Annotated in this window: 15 protein-coding genes; 7 read left to right on the forward strand and 8 right to left on the reverse strand. The window is 58.1% G+C overall.

Translation table 11 applies throughout. The features are described 5' to 3' along the window. Positions 1-34: 34 nt before the first annotated feature. Both G505_RS22650 and G505_RS20425 read right to left on the reverse strand, forming a co-directional pair. The gene (locus G505_RS22650; protein WP_084643770.1) at positions 35-451 is read right to left on the reverse strand and encodes a cytochrome c3 family protein; all 417 of its coding nucleotides are present in this window, start codon (positions 449-451) and stop codon (positions 35-37) included. Positions 452-891: 440 nt separating this feature from the next. Further along, complete coding sequence (locus G505_RS20425) at positions 892-1,812, reverse strand: SPFH domain-containing protein (protein ID WP_084643772.1); 921 nt, start codon at positions 1,810-1,812, stop codon at positions 892-894. Between the two features lie 295 nt (positions 1,813-2,107). On the opposite strand from G505_RS20425, the gene G505_RS0103025 reads away from it, so the two are divergent. Next, entirely contained in the window at positions 2,108-2,551 is a 444-nt protein-coding gene (locus G505_RS0103025) for a superoxide dismutase, Ni (RefSeq protein WP_051215845.1), read from the forward strand. 52 nt (positions 2,552-2,603) lie between these two features. Here the strand turns inward: G505_RS0103025 and ppsR are convergent, their stop codons facing one another. Further along, a complete protein-coding gene (gene ppsR, locus G505_RS0103030; RefSeq protein ID WP_028108238.1) occupies positions 2,604-3,416 on the reverse strand; it encodes a posphoenolpyruvate synthetase regulatory kinase/phosphorylase PpsR in 813 nt (270 codons plus the stop codon). Between the two features lie 129 nt (positions 3,417-3,545). Here ppsR and ppsA point away from each other — a divergent pair, with 129 nt between their 5' ends. From ppsA to G505_RS0103050, 4 genes are all read left to right on the forward strand, one after another. Beyond that, positions 3,546-5,924 (forward strand): phosphoenolpyruvate synthase, encoded by a 2,379-nt coding sequence (gene ppsA / locus G505_RS0103035; protein WP_028108239.1) that lies wholly within the window; start codon positions 3,546-3,548, stop codon positions 5,922-5,924. Between the two features lie 96 nt (positions 5,925-6,020). Next, positions 6,021-9,020 carry a D-2-hydroxyglutarate dehydrogenase YdiJ gene (gene ydiJ / locus G505_RS0103040; RefSeq protein ID WP_028108240.1) on the forward strand — a complete coding sequence of 1,000 codons (3,000 nt, stop codon included), beginning with the start codon at positions 6,021-6,023 and terminating at the stop codon, positions 9,018-9,020. A 435-nt stretch (positions 9,021-9,455) separates the two neighbouring features. Next, positions 9,456-10,421: a DNA-binding transcriptional regulator DsdC gene (dsdC, locus tag G505_RS20430; RefSeq protein WP_051215846.1), complete on the forward strand. Its 966-nt coding sequence runs from the start codon at positions 9,456-9,458 to the stop codon at positions 10,419-10,421. Positions 10,422-10,587: 166 nt separating this feature from the next. Then, positions 10,588-11,409 carry a MaoC family dehydratase gene (locus tag G505_RS0103050; RefSeq protein ID WP_084643774.1) on the forward strand — a complete coding sequence of 274 codons (822 nt, stop codon included), beginning with the start codon at positions 10,588-10,590 and terminating at the stop codon, positions 11,407-11,409. A 56-nt stretch (positions 11,410-11,465) separates the two neighbouring features. On the opposite strand, the gene G505_RS20435 is transcribed toward G505_RS0103050, so the two are convergent. Further along, the gene (locus G505_RS20435; RefSeq protein ID WP_157508996.1) at positions 11,466-11,966 is read right to left on the reverse strand and encodes a YbjN domain-containing protein; all 501 of its coding nucleotides are present in this window, start codon (positions 11,964-11,966) and stop codon (positions 11,466-11,468) included. Between the two features lie 174 nt (positions 11,967-12,140). After that, entirely contained in the window at positions 12,141-13,139 is a 999-nt protein-coding gene (locus G505_RS0103060; protein ID WP_425402167.1) for a Glu/Leu/Phe/Val dehydrogenase dimerization domain-containing protein, read from the reverse strand. 252 nt (positions 13,140-13,391) lie between these two features. On the opposite strand from G505_RS0103060, the gene G505_RS0103065 reads away from it, so the two are divergent. Continuing rightward, on the forward strand, positions 13,392-13,811 hold the full coding sequence (locus tag G505_RS0103065) for a DUF4826 family protein (RefSeq protein WP_028108243.1): 420 nt from the start codon (positions 13,392-13,394) through the stop codon (positions 13,809-13,811). A 45-nt stretch (positions 13,812-13,856) separates the two neighbouring features. On the opposite strand, the gene G505_RS0103070 is transcribed toward G505_RS0103065, so the two are convergent. The 3 genes from G505_RS0103070 to G505_RS0103080 all read right to left on the reverse strand — a co-directional run bounded on the left by G505_RS0103070 (position 13,857) and on the right by G505_RS0103080 (position 18,408). Continuing rightward, a complete protein-coding gene (locus G505_RS0103070) occupies positions 13,857-15,236 on the reverse strand; it encodes a sigma-54-dependent transcriptional regulator (protein ID WP_028108244.1) in 1,380 nt (459 codons plus the stop codon). Further along, the gene (locus G505_RS0103075) at positions 15,233-17,203 is read right to left on the reverse strand and encodes an ATP-binding protein (protein WP_028108245.1); all 1,971 of its coding nucleotides are present in this window, start codon (positions 17,201-17,203) and stop codon (positions 15,233-15,235) included. The genes G505_RS0103070 and G505_RS0103075 overlap by 4 nt, the downstream gene beginning before the upstream one ends. A gap of 155 nt (positions 17,204-17,358) precedes the next feature. After that, positions 17,359-18,408: a porin gene (locus G505_RS0103080; RefSeq protein ID WP_028108246.1), complete on the reverse strand. Its 1,050-nt coding sequence runs from the start codon at positions 18,406-18,408 to the stop codon at positions 17,359-17,361. A gap of 432 nt (positions 18,409-18,840) precedes the next feature. Between G505_RS0103080 and G505_RS0103085 the strand changes: the two genes are divergently transcribed. Beyond that, entirely contained in the window at positions 18,841-20,628 is a 1,788-nt protein-coding gene (locus G505_RS0103085) for a flavocytochrome c (protein WP_028108247.1), read from the forward strand. Positions 20,629-20,879 lie beyond the last annotated feature (251 nt).

Consider the following 20,879-nt stretch of genomic DNA (forward strand, 5'->3'; position numbering starts at 1 on the left):
GTCGACTAATAGACATACTTACCTCGACTAGGAATTATTTGTGACAGCTGGAGTTAGCGCAGCCGACCAGATCTTTATCTGACTTATTAAATTTTTTCTGGGCATCGCTGTGACAGGAAAGGCAGCGAATAGCAGCATCATCCTTGACGGCTTTTTTGCCATGAATAATGGCGTAATAGGAGCCAGAGTCTTTTTTATCTGCTTTTTTTGTAGAGTGGCAACTGGAGCATTTGTAGGGGGTAAAGCTTTCTACGTCACTTTTCACCTTATGATGGCATGATGCGCACTCGACGTTTTTATGATTTTGGTGATCGAAAGCGACGTGTCGGGACAGTTGATGCATGGGAAGAATAACTTCCGGACTTTCTTTAACTATAAATTCTCCCATGGCACTGACCCCGACGGAAGCCAAAGAAAGAACCAATCCAATTATTGATACTTTAATTTTCATGTTAGTTCCAGGTTTGTTGGTGTGCTAAATATTTGACCATCGACAAATCTGACCATCAACGCAGGCGGTGCAAAGCAGTTTTGCACACAGGGTGTTTTGATAAAGATGTATAGTCTTAGCGAGAATTGTGAACTGAGGCACTGATTGTCTTGGTCTCTTGGTGTCTGTTGCCAATATGAATTGCTGTCGGGTAGTTTGTTTTTTATCTTTTGCTGGATTGTGTGATCTGTGGTGTCAGTTTTAGGTGGCAGGCAGTGAGAAGGGGAGGTCTGAAATGATGAATATTGAGGAGGGATATCTCTGTTTTTTTTTGAGAGAGGTTCGATAAATGTCGACTTTATCATTGCTTAATCTTGTTTTTATTCGCCTCTTTTATTGTTGGAATAATATGCAGTTAATGCATGGCAAAAAAAGAGGAGGGTAGGCCCTCCTCATTTTCGTTATCGCATGGCGGACTTCTGGTCCAGATTCCACAGCACATTCTGCTCGCTGCCCATCATGGTGCTGGGTAATTTGCCGTCCCAGTTCTGGGCTCGGACATACTCCACCAGCAGCGGACTCTGGGCGATGGCGCCGGCCTTTTCGCGCATCGCTTCCGCTTCCGCCAGGCCCTTCACCTTGATCGCTTCCGCTTCTGCCTGGGCTTCGGTCAGAATGGCGTAGGCGTTACCATCGGCCCGGGCCTTTTCGGCATCACGTTTGGCTTCGGCGGTGTTCACCTCCCTCTGGGCCTCCAGTTTCTGGCGCTCTAGGCGGTGTTTCTCGGCGGCCGCCAGGTTTTTCTCCGTCTGTTTGGTTTCAATGCTCTGCAGATACTTCTGCGGCAGCACCAGGTTCTCTATCTGCACGCTGTCCAGCTTCACCGGGAACTCTCCCATGGTGGTGACTACGTTCTCCTCGATCTTGGCGATGACCTTGCCGCGATTCTGCACAATCTCTTCCGCCTTGTAGCGGGCGATGGCGTCCTTGGCCGCCGATCTTAGCCGAGGGTCCAGAATGCGATTTTCAAACTGATCCAGGCCACCGTAGTTGCGATACAGGTCGAAGGCTTCGCTGCGGATCACCGTCCAGTTGATGGAGACATCCACATCCACCGGCATCTGTTCGTGGGTGGCAGCCTTCAGGGTTTCCACGTTCTTACGGGTTCGAATCTCCAGTTTTTGCACCGAGTCAGCCAGGGGGATCTTAATGTGCAGGCCGGGATTGACCTGTTGCTGAGCCTGACCAAAGCGCTTGACGATGCCAACATGGCCCTCATCCACAGTATAAAAGGTGGACATGGTGACAACACCAAGCAAAAACAGACCGATGGCGATGGGAGCAGCCTTGGTGGCCAGTTGAGTCTTCGCTGAGCTGTTCATTATGATTATCTCCTTTTTGTATTATGTAATATTTTTTTCGAATCCATGGCTCCAATATATCAAATTTTTATCGACATTAAAAACGAATAGAAGCGGTGAATTTTTCGGGATTTCCGAATTGGCGATCGGTCTGGGCAATCGATGCCCCGTTGGCTGCAGTTTTTCGGCAGAGTGCTCATAGGCGAGCCATACTCCTTGGGGAAATTGAACCTGGGAATGGGAAAAGGCGCAGCCTTTGAATGGCTTGCTGTTGTGTCTCCTCCAGAACCGGGCTGTTTATCAAGGAGAGGGAATCATGAAACGAGTATTAATGCTGCTTACCCTGTGTCTGGGAATGCTGTCGCCTCTGGCCTGGTCACACTGCCAGGTACCCTGCGGCATCTACGATGATCATGCCAGGGTTAAGCAGATGCTGGAGGACGCCGCAACCGTGGCCAAGGCCACCGCCATGATGGCGGAGCTGGCAGGCAAAGGAGACGCTCAGTCGCAGAATCAGATGGTTCGCTGGGTCATGAATAAGGAGCAGCATGCTCAGAAGGTGATCTCGACCATCAGCGACTACTTCTTGACTCAGAGGGTGAAGTCCAGCCACAAGGATTATCAGCAGCGACTGGTGACCCACCATGGGGTGATTGTGGCGGCGATGAAGGCCAAGCAGAATGCCGATCCCAAGTTTGCCGATGCCCTCACCAAGGCGATTGAGGCGTTGGCGCCCTACTACCCGGAACATAAGCACTGACGCCGGGACAGGATAAAAGAGAGGGCGCCGATTGGCGCCCTCTTTTGCTGGTTTAGAACATGCTTCTTTCCAGTCCGGTTTCTGAGAGGATCTTGGTGGCGATCTCCTCCACCGAGTTGTTGGTGGTATTCAGGAAGGGGATCTTCTCCTTCTTGAACAGCAGTTCCACCTCTTTCACCTCCATCCGGCACTGGCGGGCTGAGGCGTACTTGGAATCGGCCAGTCGGCTCTGACGGATCTCTGTCAGGCGCTGGGGGTTGATGGTGAGGCCGAACAGCTTCTTCTTAAACTTCTTCAGATCCGGCGGCAGCTTCAGGTTTTCCATATCTTCGGCAATGAAGGGGTAGTTGGCCACCTTGATGCCGAACTGCATGGAGAGATAGAGGCTGGAGGGGGTCTTGCCGCAGCGGGAGACACCAATCAGGATCACATCCGCTTCGTTCAGATTCTTCAGGGTCACCCCGTCATCGTTGTCCATGGCGTAGTGGATGGCATCGATACGGGCGTTGTAGGACTCGTTGGCCATGGAGTGGGTCCTGTGGGCCTTGGGGTCTGCCTTGATGCCCAGCTGCTGCTCCAGGGGGGCCACAAAGGTGTTCAGGAAGTCGTAGTCCAGTCCTTCTGAGGAGTAGATGATGGCGCGAATCTCCGGGTTCACAATGGAGTGAAAGATCAGAGGACGCTCTCCCGTCGTAATAAAACAGTCATTGATCTGGTTTCGAACCTCTTCGGCTTTCGCCAGAGTTTCCACGAAAGGGATGGTCTTTTGTTCGAAATCTACTGGAAACTGGGACAAAACCGCGTGCCCAAACACTTCTGCAGTAATGGCTGTTCCGTCGGAGATGTAGAATACTTTGCGGGTCATCCGGGCCTCATGTAGTAATAAAATTACAATAAAAATTAGACTTTTATGGCTATTTGGGCCCAGTGTATGATGCCAGCGACCCCGTAGGAAGGGGTGTCATAATAAATCTGAGGTTGTGAGGACAGAACAGTGACCCAATATGTACTCTGGTACCAAGAACTTGGCATGAACGACGTCAACCGAGTTGGCGGTAAGAATGCGTCTCTCGGTGAGATGATCAGCAACCTGGCTAACGCCGGCGTTCAGGTACCCGGTGGTTTCGCGACCACTGCGGAGGCCTATGATGAGTTTCTTGAGCAAAGTGGACTGAACGAGCGTATCCACACCGTTCTGGACACCCTGGATGTTGATGACGTGAACGCCCTGGCCAAGGCCGGTGGCGAGATCCGCCAATGGATCATCGATACCCCCTTCCAGCCCGCCCTCGAAGAGGCGATCAAGGAAGCGTACAACGAGCTGAACCAGGGTGGCGCCGAAGGCGCTTCCTTCGCGGTTCGCTCCTCCGCCACCGCCGAAGATATGCCCGATGCATCCTTCGCAGGCCAGCAGGAAACCTTCCTGAACGTTCGCGGCATCGAATCCGTGATGGTGGCCATCAAGCACGTATTTGCGTCTCTGTTTAACGACCGCGCCATCTCCTACCGTGTTCACCAGGGCTACGACCACCGCGGTGTGGCTCTGTCCGCGGGTATCCAGCGCATGGTGCGTTCCGACAAGGCCTCTTCCGGTGTGATGTTCTCCATCGACACCGAGTCTGGCCACGAAGATGTGGTCTTTGTGACCTCCGCCTACGGACTGGGCGAGATGGTGGTACAGGGTGCGGTGAACCCTGACGAATTCTACGTACACAAGCCAACCCTGGCCCAGGGCCACATGGCGGTACTGCGCCGTAACCTGGGTTCCAAGCTGGTACAGATGGTGTACTCCGGCGACGAAGCCCACGGCAAGCAGGTCGAGATCATCGACGTGGACGCCGCGCAGCAGAAGCAGTTCTCCGTGACCGACGAAGAGGTCCTGGAACTGGCCAAGCAGGCGATGATCATCGAGAAGCACTACGGTCGTCCCATGGACATCGAGTGGGCCAAAGACGGCATCGACGGCAAGCTGTACATCGTGCAGGCCCGTCCTGAGACCGTACGTTCCAACGAAGACGCCCAGGTGATGGAGCGCTTCAACCTGGAAGGTCAGAGCGAGGTGATCACCGAAGGTCGCGCCATCGGTCACAAGATCGGTGCCGGTGTGGCCAAGGTTCTGGACTCCATCGAAGATATGGACAAGATCCAGCCCGGAGACGTTCTGGTGACCGACATGACCGACCCCGATTGGGAGCCGATCATGAAGCGTGCCAGCGCCATCGTCACCAACCGTGGTGGCCGTACCTGTCACGCCGCCATTATTGCCCGTGAGCTGGGTATTCCCGCGGTTGTTGGCTGTGCCGACGCCACCGCCAAGATCACCAACGGCAGCGAAGTCACCGTTTCCTGTGCCGAAGGTGACACAGGTTACATCTACGACGGCAAACTGGGCTTCTCGGTGACCACCTCTCGCGTGGATGACCTGCCTGAACTGCCGATGAAGATCATGATGAACGTGGGTAACCCTGACCGCGCCTTCGACTTCGGTCGCCTGCCCAACGAAGGTATCGGCCTGGCCCGCCTGGAGTTCATCATCAACCGCATGATCGGTGTGCACCCCAAGGCGCTGCTGAACTATGACGATCAGGAAGCCGATGTGAAGGCGGAGATCGACGAGTTGATGGCCGGTTACGCCAACCCCGTTGAGTTCTACATTGCCCGCCTGGCGGAAGGTGTGTCCTGCATCGCCGCCTCCGTCTACCCCAAGCGTGTGATTGTTCGTCTGTCTGACTTTAAGTCCAACGAATACGCCAACCTGGTGGGCGGTGATCGTTACGAGCCTGAGGAAGAGAACCCCATGCTGGGCTTCCGCGGTGCGTCCCGTTACATCGACGACTCCTTCCGCGATTGTTTCGCCCTGGAGTGTGAAGCGATTAAGCGTGTGCGTGGCGAGATGGGTCTGACCAACGTCGAGATTATGATTCCATTCGTTCGAACCCTGGGCGAAGCGGAAGGCGTGATTGCCGAACTGGCCAAGAATGGTCTCAAGCGTGGTCAAGACGGTCTGCAGGTACAGATGATGTGCGAGCTGCCCTCCAACGCCCTGCTGGCTGACCAGTTCCTGGATCACTTCGATGGCTTCTCCATCGGTTCCAACGACATGACTCAGCTGGCTCTGGGTCTGGACCGTGACTCCGGCATCATCAGCCACCTGTTTGATGAGCGTAACGACGCGGTCAAGGCGCTGCTGTCCATGGCGATTCAGGCGGCCAAGGCTCGCGGCAAGTACGTGGGTATCTGTGGTCAGGGTCCTTCCGACCACGAAGATTTCGCGGCCTGGCTGGCGGAAGAGGGGATCGACTCCGTGTCCCTGAACCCGGACACCGTGGTCGAGACCTGGCTGTACCTGGGCAAGGCTCTGCCTAAGAAATAAGTCTGGTCAATACTAGAATAATGAGGGGGGCGCTGCTAAAGCGCCCCCTTTTTTTATATGATTCGAGCAAGTATTCATCTGGGGACTTGCGGTCGAATGATCCCATCATTGCCTACAGCGCAGACACTGGACGCGCGCTACAAGAATTTTACGGAACAGTTGGCCCAACAGGGGTTTAGTGGCGAGATCGATCTCAGCTACAGCGCCCGGTTGGCGATGGCGGTGGACAACAGCGTCTATCAGTTTATGCCTCAGGCGGTGGTCTACCCTAAGGATGCCCACGACCTGCAGCTGATGTTGCGTCTGGCCCGCTCCCCCGCCTTCAAGGGGATCCACTTCGCCCCACGGGGCGGTGGCACCGGCACCAACGGTCAGGCCCTGAACTTTGGCCTGGTGGTGGACACCAGCAGGCACTTCCAGGGGGTGTCTGACATCGATGCCCAGGGGCGCAGTGTTCAGGTGGAGTGCGGCGTGGTCAAAGACGCCCTGAACGACGCCCTGCGTCCTCATGGGCTGTTCTTTGCCCCGGATCTCTCTACCTCCAACCGTGCCACCATCGGTGGGATGATCAGCACCGACGCCTCCGGCGCCGGCTCCCTGGTCTACGGCAAGACCTCGGATCATGTCCTGGGCGTCACCAGTGTACTGGATGACGGCAGCCTGCTGACCACGGGGCCCTGGAACGCCGACGCCAGGGAGGCCCTCACCGGCCGCGCCAGGGAGCTGGCGGACGCGGTGCTGAGCCTGTGCCGCAACAAGCAGGCGCAGATCAAGCAGACCTTTCCCGAGCTGAACCGTTTCCTGACCGGCTATGACCTGCGCCATGCCTATGACGCGGACAGCGACACCCTGGATCTGACCCGGCTTATCTGTGGCAGTGAAGGGACCCTGGCCTTTGTGGTGAGCGCCAAGCTGGACCTGACCCAGATCCCAACCCACCGAGCCTTGGTCAACATCAGCTACGACAGCTTCGACTCCGCCCTGCGCCACGCGCCCATCATGGTGGAGGCTCAGGCCACGGCGGTGGAGACCATCGACTCCACCGTATTGGGACTGGCCAAGGAGGACATCATCTGGCACCAGGTCTCCGAACTGGTGCCCAGCGCCTTCGATGCGGCGATGGCCGGCATCAACATGGTGGAGTTTGCCGGAACCCGTGACGAGGTGGAGACCAAACTGGCCAACCTGGAGCAGCTGCTGGCGGAGGGGGCCAAGGGCGTACTGGGTCACCGGGTCTGCCTGGACAAGGGGGAGATTGCCCGGGTCTACCAGATGCGTAAGAAGGCGGTGGGTCTGCTGGGCAACGCCAAGGGCGCCCGTAAGCCCATCGCCTTTGCCGAGGACACCGCGGTGCCGCCGGCGCAGCTGGCGGACTTCATCGCCGAGTTCCGCACCCTGCTCGACGGTCATCAGCTGAGGTACGGCATGTTTGGCCATGTGGACGCCGGAGTGCTGCACGTGCGTCCCGCCCTGGACATGTGCGATCCAGCGGATGAGGCTCTGCTGCGCACCGTTTCCGACGAGGTGGAGGCCCTGACCCGCAAGTACGGTGGTCTGATGTGGGGTGAGCATGGTCGAGGGGTGCGCTCCGAGTATGGCCCGGCGGTATTCGGTGAACTGTTTGATGATCTGCGTCGCATTAAGGGCTGGTTCGACCCACACAACTGCATGAATCCGGGCAAGATCTGTACCCCCTTCGAGTCTCAGGAGGATGTGTACAGCATCGACGAGATAAAGCGCGGCAGCTTCGACCGTCAGCTGCCACAGGCGGCCCGCAGCCAGTTCGATAAGGCGATCAGCTGCAACGGCAATGGCCTCTGCTTTGACTACAACGCCAACAACCCCATGTGCCCCTCCTACAAGGTCACCGGCAACCGGGTGTGGTCCCCCAAGGGCAGGGCGACCCTGATGCGGGAGTGGCTGAGGCTGCTGGCGCAGGAGGGGGTGAACACCGCCGACCTGGACGCGGTGCCCATGGCCACACTGCGCGAGCGCATCAAGGCCAGCCTGGGCCGGCACAAGCGCCAGGATTTCTCCCATGAGCTGTATGAGGCGATGCAGACCTGCCTGGCCTGTAAGGCGTGCAGCGGCGGCTGCCCGGTGAAGGTGGATGTGCCGGACTTCCGCGCCCGGTTCCTGCACCTCTACCATAAGCGCTACCTGAGACCGGCCAAGGACTACCTGGTGGCCGGCATCGAGTCCGCCCTCGGGTGGATGGCCAAGGTGCCGCGCCTGGTGAACCTGATGACCCAGAACCCGCTGTCCGGCTGGGCGGCAGGCAAGCTGTTTGGCTATGTGGATACCCCGGCGTTGTCGGTGCCCACCCTGGCGCAACGTCTGCCGGCAGAGCTGCGCCTGGACGAGGCGGAGCTGGCCAGGCTGAGCGATTCGGAGCTGGCCAACACCCTGGTGATCGTTCAGGACCCCTTCACCAGCTACTACGATGCCGTGGTGGTGGAGCGTGCCGCACAGTTATTGCAGGCCCTGGGTTACCGGGTGCGGGTGATGGATTACCAGCCCAACGGCAAACCGCAGCACATCAAAGGCTTTATGGACAAGTTCACCGAGACCGCCACCCGCAGCGCCCGAGCCCTCAACCGGGTGGCCAGCTTCGGGGTGACCCTGGTGGGGGTGGATCCGGCGCTGGTGCTGACCTACCGGGATGAGTACAACCTGGTGCTGGGTGATGCCCGGGGCGACTTCCAGGTGCTGCTGTTCAACGAGTTTCTGGTGACTCAGTTAGAGCGTTGGCCACAAAAGCCCAAGGGGGAAGCGGTGTACAAGCTGATGACCCACTGCACCGAGAACAGCCTGCGACCTCAGGCGGTGGCCGAATGGCAGACGCTGTTCCGCCACTTTGGCGGCGAGCTGATTCATCAGGCCGGCGGTTGTTGCGGCATGGCCGGCACCTTTGGTCATGAGAAGGGCAACCTGGCCATCTCCAAAGATCTCTATGACCTTTCCTGGAAGCCCGCCATCGACGCGGCCACCGAGGAGGTGCTGGTGTCCGGTTACTCCTGTCGCTCCCAGGTGAAGCGAATTGAGAAGCAGCGGCCCCGTCATCCCCTGGAGGCGCTGTTCGACCTGGTCGACTAGGTTGGCAGGAGTGAATAAAGGGGCGTTTCTGCGCCCTTTTTTGATCGCTGCGCGCGTCACCTTGACTGGCGACGTGATCTTGGTCACGCCGAAAAAGTGGCTGGCCGAATCGGGATCACGGTTTGGCTTGAATTTGAATAATCTGAAGGGGATTTGAAGAGGGGTGGGGCACAGCAGAGGGGATAGCGTCGTATCACCACTCTGCCGGCGACCTTGTCACCTTGTATATGACGCGGTCGACGCGATCAGAGCAGCAAGTAAGGGAGCACTGTCTGACCGGGCCCGGCAGCGGAACAAAGGGCTAACTCGATGGGTTCACTCACTGGTTTTGTGAACCCTGTCCCGCTGTCGACCCTTGCATACTACTTAGCCTTGCGCCTCCCTGACAGCGAATTATCATTATCCTCGAATTAATTCAATTAATCCGAGGTGGCTATGTTAAACGGCGCGATACTCTCTTCGCTGCACTGTTTTGAGTGCGCGGCCCGTCATCTGAGTTTCACTAAAGCGGCGGAGGAGCTCTACCTCACCCAATCCGCCGTGAGTCATCGAATCAAGAAACTGGAGGAGCAGCTGGGGTTCAAGCTGTTCCTGCGGTTCAATCGCCGGTTGCAGCTGACCGATCAGGGGGCGGGACTCCTGGCGGAGCTGGACCAGTCTCTGGGCAGCCTGGAGATTGCCATCCGCGATCTCAAGCAGCAGGATTTCTCCTCCACCCTGAGCATCGCCGTGCCCCACAGCTTTGCCCGTTGCTGGCTGGCCGAGCGCCTGGGCGACCTGCACTCCAAGTTTCCCCGCCTGACCCTTCAGGTTCGCGCCCAGTCCAGAGCCACCGACTTCCAGCATGAGTCTGTGGATCTGGCGGTCTACTATTCCGACCACCTCACCTCCGGCCTCTATGGCACCGACCTGATGGAGGAGAGTCTGGTGCCGGTGTGCAGCCGGGAGTATGCCGACATCAATGAGCTGTGGAACAGCCCCGAACGTTTGGCCCAGTGTCTGCTGTTGCACGATGAGACCGCCTGGCAAAGCTCCGGTTTCTACACCGAATGGCAGTACTGGGCGCGGCTGGCGGAGATTGAGGGGCTGTCGGTGGACCGGGGCTTCGTCTTCAACCGGGCGGACCTGGCCTATCGGGCGGCGATGTCCGGTCAGGGGGTCGCCATGGGACGCTGGAGCATGGTGGCGCCTCAGGTGGAGGCAGGCAACCTGGTGGTGCCCATCGAGTCCTTTGTGCCGGCAGGGCAGCGCTATTATCTGGTCTGCCACCCGGATCGCAAAGACACCCCGGCGGTGAAGGCGATGTTTGACTGGCTGCAGGAGCAGGCCACCCAGCGCATCTCACTGGGGGAGGCCAGCATGGCCAAGTACAGTGAGCTGGCGAGTCAGCGCGCCTTCTAAAATAGTCTCTGTTTATGAGAAACGCCGCCAAACTCAATGAGTTCGGCGGCATTTTACTGTCTGTTCTATACTCTGAGTCCCGACTGGTCTGTCCATCTCGGCCGGGAAAGTCGGTATCCTGTTCTGTTTAGAGTAAATATGCCACTTAAGAGAACCTTCTGAAGGAATGACAGTGCTTCAATACCACGCCAACCAGATCCCCACGACGATCCCACTGATTGCCCGAGCCATCCTCAAGCGTACGCCTCCGGCGCAGCTGCCCGAGAAGGCCATTGAGATTCAGGATTTTCGTTTTGATGCCGGCAAGCTGGAAAAGTACAACACCTTCTGTGGCTTTCCCAAGGGCAGCCTGCCCCTGAGCTATATGTTCGTTGCGTCTCAGCCTGTGCAACTGATGCTGCTGACCCAGCCCGACGTACCGGTCAAGCCCCTGGGGATGATTCACCTGGGTGTGAGCTTTGAGCAGCACCAGCCCATGAGCCTGGACAAGAGCTACCAGTTCACCCTGAAAGTGGGTGATCAGCAGGAGACCATCAAGGGGCTGGAGTTTGAGCTGCTGGGTGAATTCCGCCATGAGGGAGAGGTGACCGCCAGCTACGTCAGCCGTTGTCTGCTGAAACTCGAGGGGCCTCGCAAGCGCGGTCGTCCGGCGCGTGAGCCTCGGGTCGCCTACGACTGGAAGCCGGTATCCAACTTGATGATGCAGGAGAGCGATGCTCGCCGTTATGCGGCCATCTCCGGCGACTACAACCCCATCCACCTGCATCGCCTGACCGCCAAGCCTTTTGGTTTCGAAGCGCCCATCGCCCATGGCATGTATATGGTGGCCAAGATGCTGGCCAGTGTCGCCGAGCCGATCACCAGCGCCAGTTTCCAGTTCCAGCGTCCGGTGTTGATGCCCTGTGAGGGCACCATCGAACGTGACGGTGAAGGTCTGCGCCTGGTGAATGAGGCGGGCAAGGCCCTGGTCTCTGCCAAGGTCGCCTGATTCAGGTTGCAGATACAAAAAAGGCTCCTTTCGGAGCCTTTTTTAGTGCTGTTCGCTTAATGCAGCAGGTGCTGCTGCCCCAGTTCGATTTCCGGGGCGGCATGGCTCTCTTCGTCGTTGTCGTCCGGTAGGGCATAGCCCTGCTCGTGGATCCACTTCAGCAGCTGTACCTTCACATCGCTGTGGAAGCCGACGAAATCGGCAAACTGCTCTTCGGTGAGCCCGGCGGCGGTGCGTACATGGCTGCTGATCACCAGTTTGGGCAGGGTGTCATCCATCAGCTCGACGAAAATCTTCAGCTCGTTATGCCTGTTGTTCAGTTCACCCAGTTCACTGTATAGCTTGAGCAGAGTGGCGGGTCGCAGCTCCATGGAGGTGCTGAACTGCAGCAGGCCCTGCTCCTCAATCAGCTCCAGCTTGCTGTCGAACACGCCCGGGCACTCCTGCATCTTGGTCAGGTGAAAACCGTCGCAGGCGCCGCACAGGTAGAACTCCACCTGCATCGCTTCCAACCAGCGATGGATGTCGGCGTGTCCGGGTTGAGAGATTTGAGGCATAGAATCGGGAACGCTTTAGTCAGACTTAGGGAGCAAGAGTAACATTCACACTTTAGGAAACCAAGGTAACGAGCCTCAGAGTGTGTTACATCTCTTTAAATCATCTTAGACCGGTGTTGACCGGTGCCGGAAACAGAAACGCCCCGCCTGGCGGGGCGTTTCCACATCTGGGGCCTACGCCTTGGCGGCGCGGGCCTGGGCGATGATCTCCCGGGCCATGATGTCGGCCACTTCTCCCGTGGTTTTACCCTCTTCGTCCGCTTTGGCGAAGATGGTCAGCAGGGTGTCGTAGATCTTGCGCACCTTGGCTTCAGACTTGTTGGCGTCATACTCCTTTTCGAAGGAGACGTTGATGATGCCGCCGGCGTTAATCACATAATCCGGGGCGTACAGAATCCCTTTCTCCTTGAGGATCTCACCGTGACGGGGCTCGGCCAGTTGGTTGTTGGCACAGCCGGCAACGATGGTGGCCTTGAGTTGGGGGAGGGTGGCGTCGTTGATTGTGGCGCCCAGGGCACAGGGGCAGTAGACATCGACGTTCTGGCTGTAGATCTCATCCAGGCCGACGACGGTGGCGCCAAACTCGGTGGCGGCACGATCCAGCTGCTCTGGGCTGAGGTCGCAGACGATCAGTTCGGCACCGGCGTCATGCAGGTGACGGCAGATGTCGTAGCCCACATGGCCCAGGCCCTGTACCGCAACCTTGATCCCTTCCAGGCTGTCCAGGCCGCGCTGGTGTTTCACTGCGGCCTTGATGCCGAGGTAGGTGCCCAGTGCCGTATAGGGGGAGGGATCGCCGCTCTGCCCTTCCAGGCCACACATGTAAGGGGTGACCTCATGGGCCTTCATGATGTCGGAGGTGTTGATCCCCACATCTTCGGCGGAATAGTAGCGGCCACCCAGCGAATCGACGGCGCGGCCGAAGGCGTGGAACAGTGCATCGGATTTGTCGGACTTGGGGTCGCCGATGATCACCGACTTGCCGCCACCGAACTCCAGGCCGGCCAGGGCGTTCTTATAGGTCATGCCACGAGAGAGGCGCAGTACGTCGTTGATGGCGTCCTCTTCGCTCTCGTAGGGCCACATGCGGCAGCCGCCTACGGCTGGACCCAGAGTAGTGTCGTGTACGGCAATGATCGCTTTAAGGCCAGAGGCCTTGTCGTGGCAGAACATGACGTGCTCATGTTCATCAAATGAGATGTGCTCGAAAATGGACACTGGCTTGCTCCCTGTGCAGTTTGCCTTTGTTTCAGGCCTTTTTATATGTGATTATGGTCGCCACCATACCAGTGACACACTGGTGCGCCAAGTCGAACCAGGGCCTGAAAGGGTGTCAAATGGCAAGCAAAGTTGACATAGATCACACTGCCGGCCCCTCTGCGCAAAAGTTGACTGGTATAAGGCAGTAGCAAGAAGGAAGAGGCAATGACAGAACAACAACAGCCCCCCCAGCAGGAGCAGGAGTGGATCCGGACTCAATTTCAGAAGGCCAACCGTCACATGGCGGAGAAAGGTCTGATTCCGGGCAAAGTGTATGACAAGGAGTGCCGGGTGCTGCCCCCCTTCCTGGCCCTTTGGAAGATCATGGAGAGTGGCAGTGGCAAGCGTTACTGGGTACTCAGTGGCGATCTGCCTGCAGATCTGATGCAGGACACCCACATCGAGGGGGCTCGCGATGCCCTGCGCCATTTCTCATTGAACTGGCAGATGAAGGCGGAGAACATCCGTCGTACCACCCAGGACAAGACCCAGCTGGAGTATGCGGAGCTGCTGATCAACCGCGCCGAAGCGATGGCGCAGATGCAGATGGATGAGCGTTTCTGGACGGGAGAGGCCAAGGCCTGAGTCCTGCCACCGCATTGAAAAGGGGAGCCATCGGCTCCCCTTTTTCTATTCCCCCTTGGCCAGCCGGCGACTCAGTGCGCTCTGACTGATCCCCAGCATCTTGGCGGCGGCGGTCTGGTTATTGGCGGTACGGCTCATCGCCTCCTCGATGATGGCGCGGTTTACCTCGGCCAGGCTGGGTAACTGCTCCGGGAATCGCAGCAGTTGAGCCGGTGCCGTGTCCCCCTGATGTTCCTGCATCGCTTCCACAAAGGGGGCGATGTTCAGGTGGGTGTCATCGCTGCGGCTGACCGCGTCAAACACCATCCCCTTGAGCTCCTGCAAGTTGCCCGGGAAGGGGTAGCCCGCCAGTCTGGCGGCCAGGTCTGCCGGAAGCAGCGGGGCCGGGCGCTGCATCTGCTCGCTGGCTTGCTCGATGAAGTGGTTGAGCAACAGCGGCAGGTCCAGCGGGCGCTCCCTCAGGGGAGGCAGGTTGATGCGGTGGGCCCTCAGCCGGTAGAGCAGATCGTTACGAAACCGCCCCGCCTTTTTCAGTTCCAGCAGGTCGTGCTGGGTGGAGGTGACCACACGGCAGCGTACCGGGAAGGGGCGGTCGCTGCCGATGGGGTAGTACTGCCGGTACTGCAGCAGATCCAGCAGTTTTGCCTGAGCTTCCAGCGGCAGGTCGCCAATCTCATCCAGGTAGAGCAGACCCTCTTGGGCGCTGTGCACCAGACCGGCCCGGGCTGGCTCATCCTCTTCGACGGCACCGCGAACCTGGCCAAACAGGGTGGCCTCAAACCCCTGCAGGCTCAATCCCGCCAGATTGACCCGGACGAAAGGGGTCTCGGTCCCAATCAGTCGGTGCAGGGCCTGGGCAAACAGATCCTTGCCACAACCGCTCTCCCCGGTAATCAGGATCGGTTCTGGGCTGATGGCCAGGGCTTCCAGGTAGCGCAGCCGGTCCAGCATCGCCGGCTCGCAGGTGAGAATGTGGTTGAACGCCTCGGGTTGAGCCAGCTCTCGGCTGAGGAAACTCTCCTTGATCTGCTGGTAGCTGCGCTCCAGGCCCACCACTTCCAGTGCCCGGCGCACTGTGCTGGCCAGATCCTCCACGTTGCCGGTCTTGATGAAGTAGTCGTAGGCGCCGCGCTTCATGCAGCGCACAGCGGTTTCCACCTCATTGACCCCGGTGACGATGATCACCCGGGTGTTGGGGAAGCGACCGCGGATCTCCTCCAGCAGCTGTTCGCCGGAGTGGAAGGGCATGGTCAGGTCCAGCAGCACCAGGGCATACTCCTTGAGCTCCATGCGGTTCAGTACCTGGCGGCTGTCCACGCAGGTATCCAGGGTGGCTTCAGGCACCAGCCGGGTCAGGGTCATGGAGAGGGTGCGCAGCCACTGGGCTTCGTCGTCCACCAGCAATAGGTTTCGTGCCAGCTTCATGCTTGCTCCTCCTCGGGGAAATAGAGGGTCATGGTGGTGCCACAATCCAGTTCGGACTCCACCAGCCATTTGCCATGATGTTCATTGATGATGCGGCTGCACACCGACAGCCCCAGCCCGGTGCCACCCACGTGACGGCGGGTGGTAAAGAAGGGCTCCTTGATGCGCTGTACCGTCTCTTGGTCCATGCCACAGCCGTTGTCCCGAATCCGGATAAAGACTCCCTGGGGATCCCGGCCGGTATCCAGTTGCAGCACGCCCCGGTCAGGGCTCATGGCATGGCAGGCGTTCTGAATCAGGTTGATCATCACCTGTTGCAACTGCTGGGTATCGCCGCGCATTCTCGGGTCGTGTTCATCCAGTGCAGTCTGGACACCGAAGCGCTTCACCTGGTTGGCGGTGAGGCGCAGGGCGACCTGAACCACATCATTGAGGCTCAGACTCTGGTGGCTGGCCTGGTCGGCGGGGCGGGCGTACTGCTTGAGGTCGTCGACAATTCGGGCGATGCGTCTGGCCCCCTCTTCGATGGTGTGGCTGCCGTTGTCCAGCTCCCTCAGAGCCCGATCCGGATCCAATCCGGCGATAAGCCAGAAGGGGTCCTGTTGTCGATAGTGCTCGATGGCAGGCTTGAGATCCTGCATCGCTTCGCTGAACAGGGCGATGGCGTGGACAATCAGCCCGGTGGGGTTGTTGATCTCATGGGCGATGCCGGCGGACAGCTCCCCCAGCGAAGCCAGGCGGCTGGCCTGTTCGTTGGCCTGGCGCAGCTTGTGCTGCTCCGTGGTCTCTTCCAGCATCACCACCGCCTGTTCCTGACCTATGGGGTGGATCTGCAGCTGCCAGTATTGCTGCCCCTGGTGCAGCTCCTTGACCTGGCCTTTCTGGGTGTTGAGCACCATCCTCAGCAGAGGTGCCAGCTGGAAGTGCAGCCCCAGGCTGTCCAGCAGGGCTCCGGACTCCAGCATCGACTGGTTCTTGCCGTTACTCCACAGGCACTCCTGGCGCCGATCGAACAGGAACACCCCGTGGGGAATGCCGTCGAGCACCGACTGGAACTGGCGTGACAACTGGGAGATACGTCGTTCCGCCAGGCGCCTCTGCTCCAGCTCGTTGTCCAGATCCAGGGTGCGTTTGTGCAGCCGCCTGCTGATGGAGAAGGTAAACACCAGGCCGATGGCCGCCAGGGTGGCGATCAGCACCGAGCCCCACATCACCTGCTCGTGGGTGGAGGTGAGATCCACCTTCTCCCGCCCGGTGCCAAACCACTTGTTGACCAGCAGGTCGTACTCGCCGGAGAGCTTGAGCTGACGCAGGGCCTTGTTGATCTCCGCCATCAGCGCCGCGTTCTTGTCGTTACTGACGAAGTTGAAGGCGCCGTAGATCAGCGGGTCACTGGCGCTGCGCACCGAGGGGTAGAGAGGCTGCAGCCGGCGGGCGACGAAGTTTTCTGCCAGCACCACGTCTACCCGTTTTTGCAGCAGCATCTTGAAGCCGGTTTCATAGAGATCCACATCGATGCGGATAAAGTTCTGCGGGTGGCCCCGCAGGTAGACGTCGACGAAGGAGCCTACCTTGATCGCCACCCGCTTGCCCGCCAAGTCCTGCCAGTTATTGATGAAGCTTTTCCCCTGCAGGGTGTAGGCCTTGGCGTGGGTGGCGTAGATGGGGTCGGACTGCTGGGCGTTGCGGCTGATGGCCACCGGGCTCACCACACAGATGACGTCGATGTCGCTGTCTGGGTTTTGCACATCCCGCACCAGTTGCTGGAAGGATTTGCGTCTGGGGTGGATGCTGTGGCCAGTCAGCTGGCCGATGCGCTTGAGCAGTTCGATATTGAAGCCCTGATCCACCCCGTTTTTTCGCCACTCCAGTGGCGCGGTGTTGGAGTGCACCCCAAATACCACGGGCTCGCTGGAGGCCAGACACAGGGATGAGAACAGCAGCAGAATTGAGAGGCAATATTTCATGGGAGAATCATACCTAAGAGTAGGTAGCCGAGATGTGCAGGGGATCGCGAATTGGACTCAGGCCCAGGACGGATTCTCACCCCGGGGAGCGTTCGCTGTGTCGCCGGTCCCAAAAAAAGGGGCCTGAAGGCCCCTTGGAGTACGTCGTACAGGAGTTAGAACTTGTAGTGCAGACCCATGGTGAAGATGTTGTCACCTTCGTCGTACAGTGTGGTGGCAGCGGTGGCCACTTCCGCATCGAAACGGCTGTAGTGGGTGTACAGCTTGGCGGCTTTGCTCAGCTTGTAATCGGCGCCAACGGCGTAGTTGGTCACTTCAGCCTTGGTCACGTCGCCCTTGTTCAGGCCAGCCAGGCTCTTCATTACGTTGCCGGCGTATTTGCCGTTACCGGAGTCGTCCTGGCCGTAACGTACCTTCAGGGTGATCACGTCAGTCAGAGGGTAGGCGGCGTCAACAACGAAACCACTGCCATCCAGGTTCTCGAAGCTGAGGTCTTTGGTGTCCTGGAACATGGCACCCAGCTTCACCTTGCCCAGTTTTACCTGACCGGTGATACGGTAGGCTTCATCGCCGCCCAGACCGGCGTTGTAGCCCAGGGCCACGAAGTAGTGCTGCTTCGCCAGCTTCTTGTCGCCGTACAGGGCGGACACGGAGTACAGGTCACCCTCGACGTCTGCGTCGGCGCCGTAGGCATCATCTTCCAGCTGGTAGGTGCCCATCAGAGTCAGGCCACCCAGTTTAGGGGAGGTGTAGCTGATCATGTCGCCGTAGCGGCTGTTGCCGGAGAACAGACGGTTGATGTCGCTGTTGGTCAGGTTGAACTTGTCTACGCCGCCTTCAGCTTTCCAGAATGCGGAGCCCATCTTACCGAAGGTCAGCTCACCGAAGCCGCCTTTCACACCCAGGTAGGTGTCACGAGAGGAGAAAGGGTTGCTGGCGGCGCTGTCTTCACCGCGAACCATCACTTCGGCCTTGTACACCAGAGCCAGGGCGTCGTTCAGGGCAACGTTGCCCTTGATGCCAACCAGGGAGAAGTCGTTCTCGATGGTGGTGCCTTCGCCACCGCCGATGTTGGAGGCGAAGCCGGTGTCGGCGTCAGTCACGGCCAGACGCATGGCGCCGTAGAAGGTGGGCATCTCTGCCTGTACTGCAGTGGAGCCCAGCAGAGCCAGCAGCATAGAGGAAGCTACAATGCTTTTTTTCATCTTACATACCCTATTTTATTTGGTGTGGGATTGCTTGGCGAAAAGATTAAGAAATAAATAGCCGGCATAATGTGATCTGAAGTGGAATTTATATTTGTTTAATTGTCTGTGGTTTTAATATTTGCCCCAGCCCGTATTTTATTGTTTTTTTTGAGCCTGATGGTGGGTCGCTATGCAAAAACGCATAGGGGCGCATGCTGCAATGCACAACCGCATAGTGCCAAAACCCCGCTGTGACAGTGGCTTCACTTCTGCCCATTAGATGGGGAACCGACTTGTATTTCCTCCTTGGCTGACAAAAGATAAAAGGTAAAAGAGAGTAGGCATTAAATTGTTCCGTTTATTAAATTCGATAAATTGAATATTAAGCCTCTTTTATTAACGGCATGGATAATCACTTTCCATGTACGTAAAACCACCTAGGAGATATCGATGAACGCTCGCAAATATGCACTGTCTCTGAGTGCACTTTTGGTGTCCGGTGTATTGTCTGCTTCCACTCTGGCTGCAGACAATCTGGCCGATTTCCACGCTGACAACCTGGGCTGCGAAGCCTGCCACACCGAGAGCATGGATCTGTCCGACGACAACCTGAGCCATGAGAACGGCCAGTGTGTCAGCTGCCACGGCGATCTGAAGGAGGTGGCCGAGTCCACTAAGCACGAGCACTTCAATGCTCACGACTCCCACTTCCCCGGTGAACCCGCCTGTACTGCTTGTCACGCGGGCCACCAGAAGTCTCTGAACTACTGTGACTCCTGCCACAGCTTCGACTTCGACATGCCTTACTACGGCAAGTGGGAGCGTCACGAGCCCTCCATCGCCGAGCTGCACAAAGATAAGGCGGACCGTGAAGCGGCGCTGGCTGCTGCCCCACGTGACACCGTAGACGTGCTGGTTGTCGGCTCCGGTGGTGCCGGTTTCTCTGCCGCGGTATCGGCCTTCGACAACGGTGCCAAGGTGATGCTGATTGAGAAAGAGCCCGTGATTGGTGGTAACGCCAAGCTGGCTGCCGGTGGTATGAACGCCGCCGAAACCAAGCAGCAGGCCGCCAAGGGCATCAAAGACAGCATCGAACTGATGACCAAGGACACCATGAAAGGTGGCCGTAACATCAACGATCCTGCCCTGGTTAAGGTTCTGGTTGAGGATTCCGCGGGCTCCATCGACTGGATGACCGGCATGGGCGCGGATCTGAGCGATGTGGGCCGTATGGGTGGTGCTTCTGTTAACCGTACCCACCGTCCAACCGGGGGTGCCGGTGTTGGCGCCCACGTGGTTCAGGTTCTGTATGACAACGCCGTGAAGCGCAACATCGACATGCGCATGAACACCCGCGGTGTCGAAATCCTCAAAGACGATTCCGGCAAAGTGAAAGGCATGCTGGTTAAAGGCAAGTACACCGGTTACTACTGGGTGAAAGCCGACGCCGTGGTGCTGGCCACCGGTGGTTTCGGTAAGAACAACGACCGTGTTGCCAAACTGGATCCCAAGCTGAAGGGCTTCAAAGCCACCAACCAGCCTGGTGCCACAGGTGATGGCCTGGACGTTGCTGGCGAAGCCGGTGCCGAGATGGTTGACCTGAAGTACATCCAGGCCCACCCAACTCTGTCCATCAAGGGCGGTGTGATGGTGACCGAGGCGGTTCGTGGTAACGGTGCGATCCTGGTCAACCGCGAAGGTAAGCGCTTCGTCAACGAAATCACCACCCGTGACAAGGCTGCCGCAGCCATTCTGCAGCAGACTGGTAAGACTGCCTTCCTGATCTTCGATGACTCCGTACGTAAGTCTCTGAAGAAAATTGAGAAGTACATCGGTCTGGGCGTAGTGCCTGCCAATGCCTCCGTCGTAGAGCTGGGCAAATCCCAAGGCATCAATGGTGAGGAGCTGAAGAAGTCCATCGCCCGCTACAACGAGTTTGTGGCTGCCGGTAAGGACAGTGACTTCGAGCGTCCTCAGCTGCCTCGCGCACTGAACGAAGGCCAGTACTACGCCATCGAAGTGGGTCCAGGTGTACACCACACCATGGGTGGCGTGAAGATCGACAACAAGTCCGAAGTTCTGGACACCAAGGGCAAGGTCATTCCTGGTCTGTACGGTGCCGGTGAGGTGACTGGCGGCGTTCACGGTGCCAACCGTCTGGGTGGCAACGCCATCTCCGACATCGTGACCTTTGGTCGCCTGGCCGGTGAAGAAGCGGCCAAGTACTCCAAGCAGTAACAGTTAACATCAGTTTCATTCCTGCACGTTTTTGGGAGGGCCTCGCGCCCTCCCTTTTTTGTGCCTGTTGCGCCAGATTCAGCCTGAACTCTGTTTGTTGCCACTGTGGGCAGCAGTGAGTTCCGGCTGGGCAGATGGCTGAGGTGACCCCTGCTGCCGGTCGTCAGAAACTCAGCAGGGAATTCGGTATAGTGGAAATAAAAGTGTGATCAAAGTCACGTTGTCTGTTAGATCTTATAGGGAGTGGCGGC

The sequence above is a fragment of the Ferrimonas futtsuensis DSM 18154 genome (assembly GCF_000422645.1).
Classification (GTDB): Bacteria; Pseudomonadota; Gammaproteobacteria; order Enterobacterales; family Shewanellaceae; genus Ferrimonas; species Ferrimonas futtsuensis.

Coding starts and splice junctions, on each gene's coding strand:
- G505_RS0103070 (WP_028108244.1), bottom strand. CDS start 15,236: ATGAAGCTGGCACGAAACCTATTGCTGGTGGACGACGAAGCCCAGTGG.
- G505_RS0103080 (WP_028108246.1), bottom strand. CDS start 18,408: ATGAAAAAAAGCATTGTAGCTTCCTCTATGCTGCTGGCTCTGCTGGGC.
- G505_RS0103085 (WP_028108247.1), top strand. CDS start 18,841: ATGAACGCTCGCAAATATGCACTGTCTCTGAGTGCACTTTTGGTGTCC.
- ppsR (WP_028108238.1), bottom strand. CDS start 3,416: ATGACCCGCAAAGTATTCTACATCTCCGACGGAACAGCCATTACTGCA.
- G505_RS0103065 (WP_028108243.1), top strand. CDS start 13,392: ATGACAGAACAACAACAGCCCCCCCAGCAGGAGCAGGAGTGGATCCGG.
- G505_RS0103025 (WP_051215845.1), top strand. CDS start 2,108: ATGAAACGAGTATTAATGCTGCTTACCCTGTGTCTGGGAATGCTGTCG.
- G505_RS0103060 (WP_425402167.1), bottom strand. CDS start 13,139: ATGTTCTGCCACGACAAGGCCTCTGGCCTTAAAGCGATCATTGCCGTA.
- dsdC (WP_051215846.1), top strand. CDS start 9,456: ATGTTAAACGGCGCGATACTCTCTTCGCTGCACTGTTTTGAGTGCGCG.
- G505_RS22650 (WP_084643770.1), bottom strand. CDS start 451: ATGAAAATTAAAGTATCAATAATTGGATTGGTTCTTTCTTTGGCTTCC.
- G505_RS0103075 (WP_028108245.1), bottom strand. CDS start 17,203: ATGAAATATTGCCTCTCAATTCTGCTGCTGTTCTCATCCCTGTGTCTG.
- ydiJ (WP_028108240.1), top strand. CDS start 6,021: ATGATCCCATCATTGCCTACAGCGCAGACACTGGACGCGCGCTACAAG.
- G505_RS20435 (WP_157508996.1), bottom strand. CDS start 11,966: ATGCCTCAAATCTCTCAACCCGGACACGCCGACATCCATCGCTGGTTG.
- G505_RS20425 (WP_084643772.1), bottom strand. CDS start 1,812: ATGAACAGCTCAGCGAAGACTCAACTGGCCACCAAGGCTGCTCCCATC.
- G505_RS0103050 (WP_084643774.1), top strand. CDS start 10,588: ATGACAGTGCTTCAATACCACGCCAACCAGATCCCCACGACGATCCCA.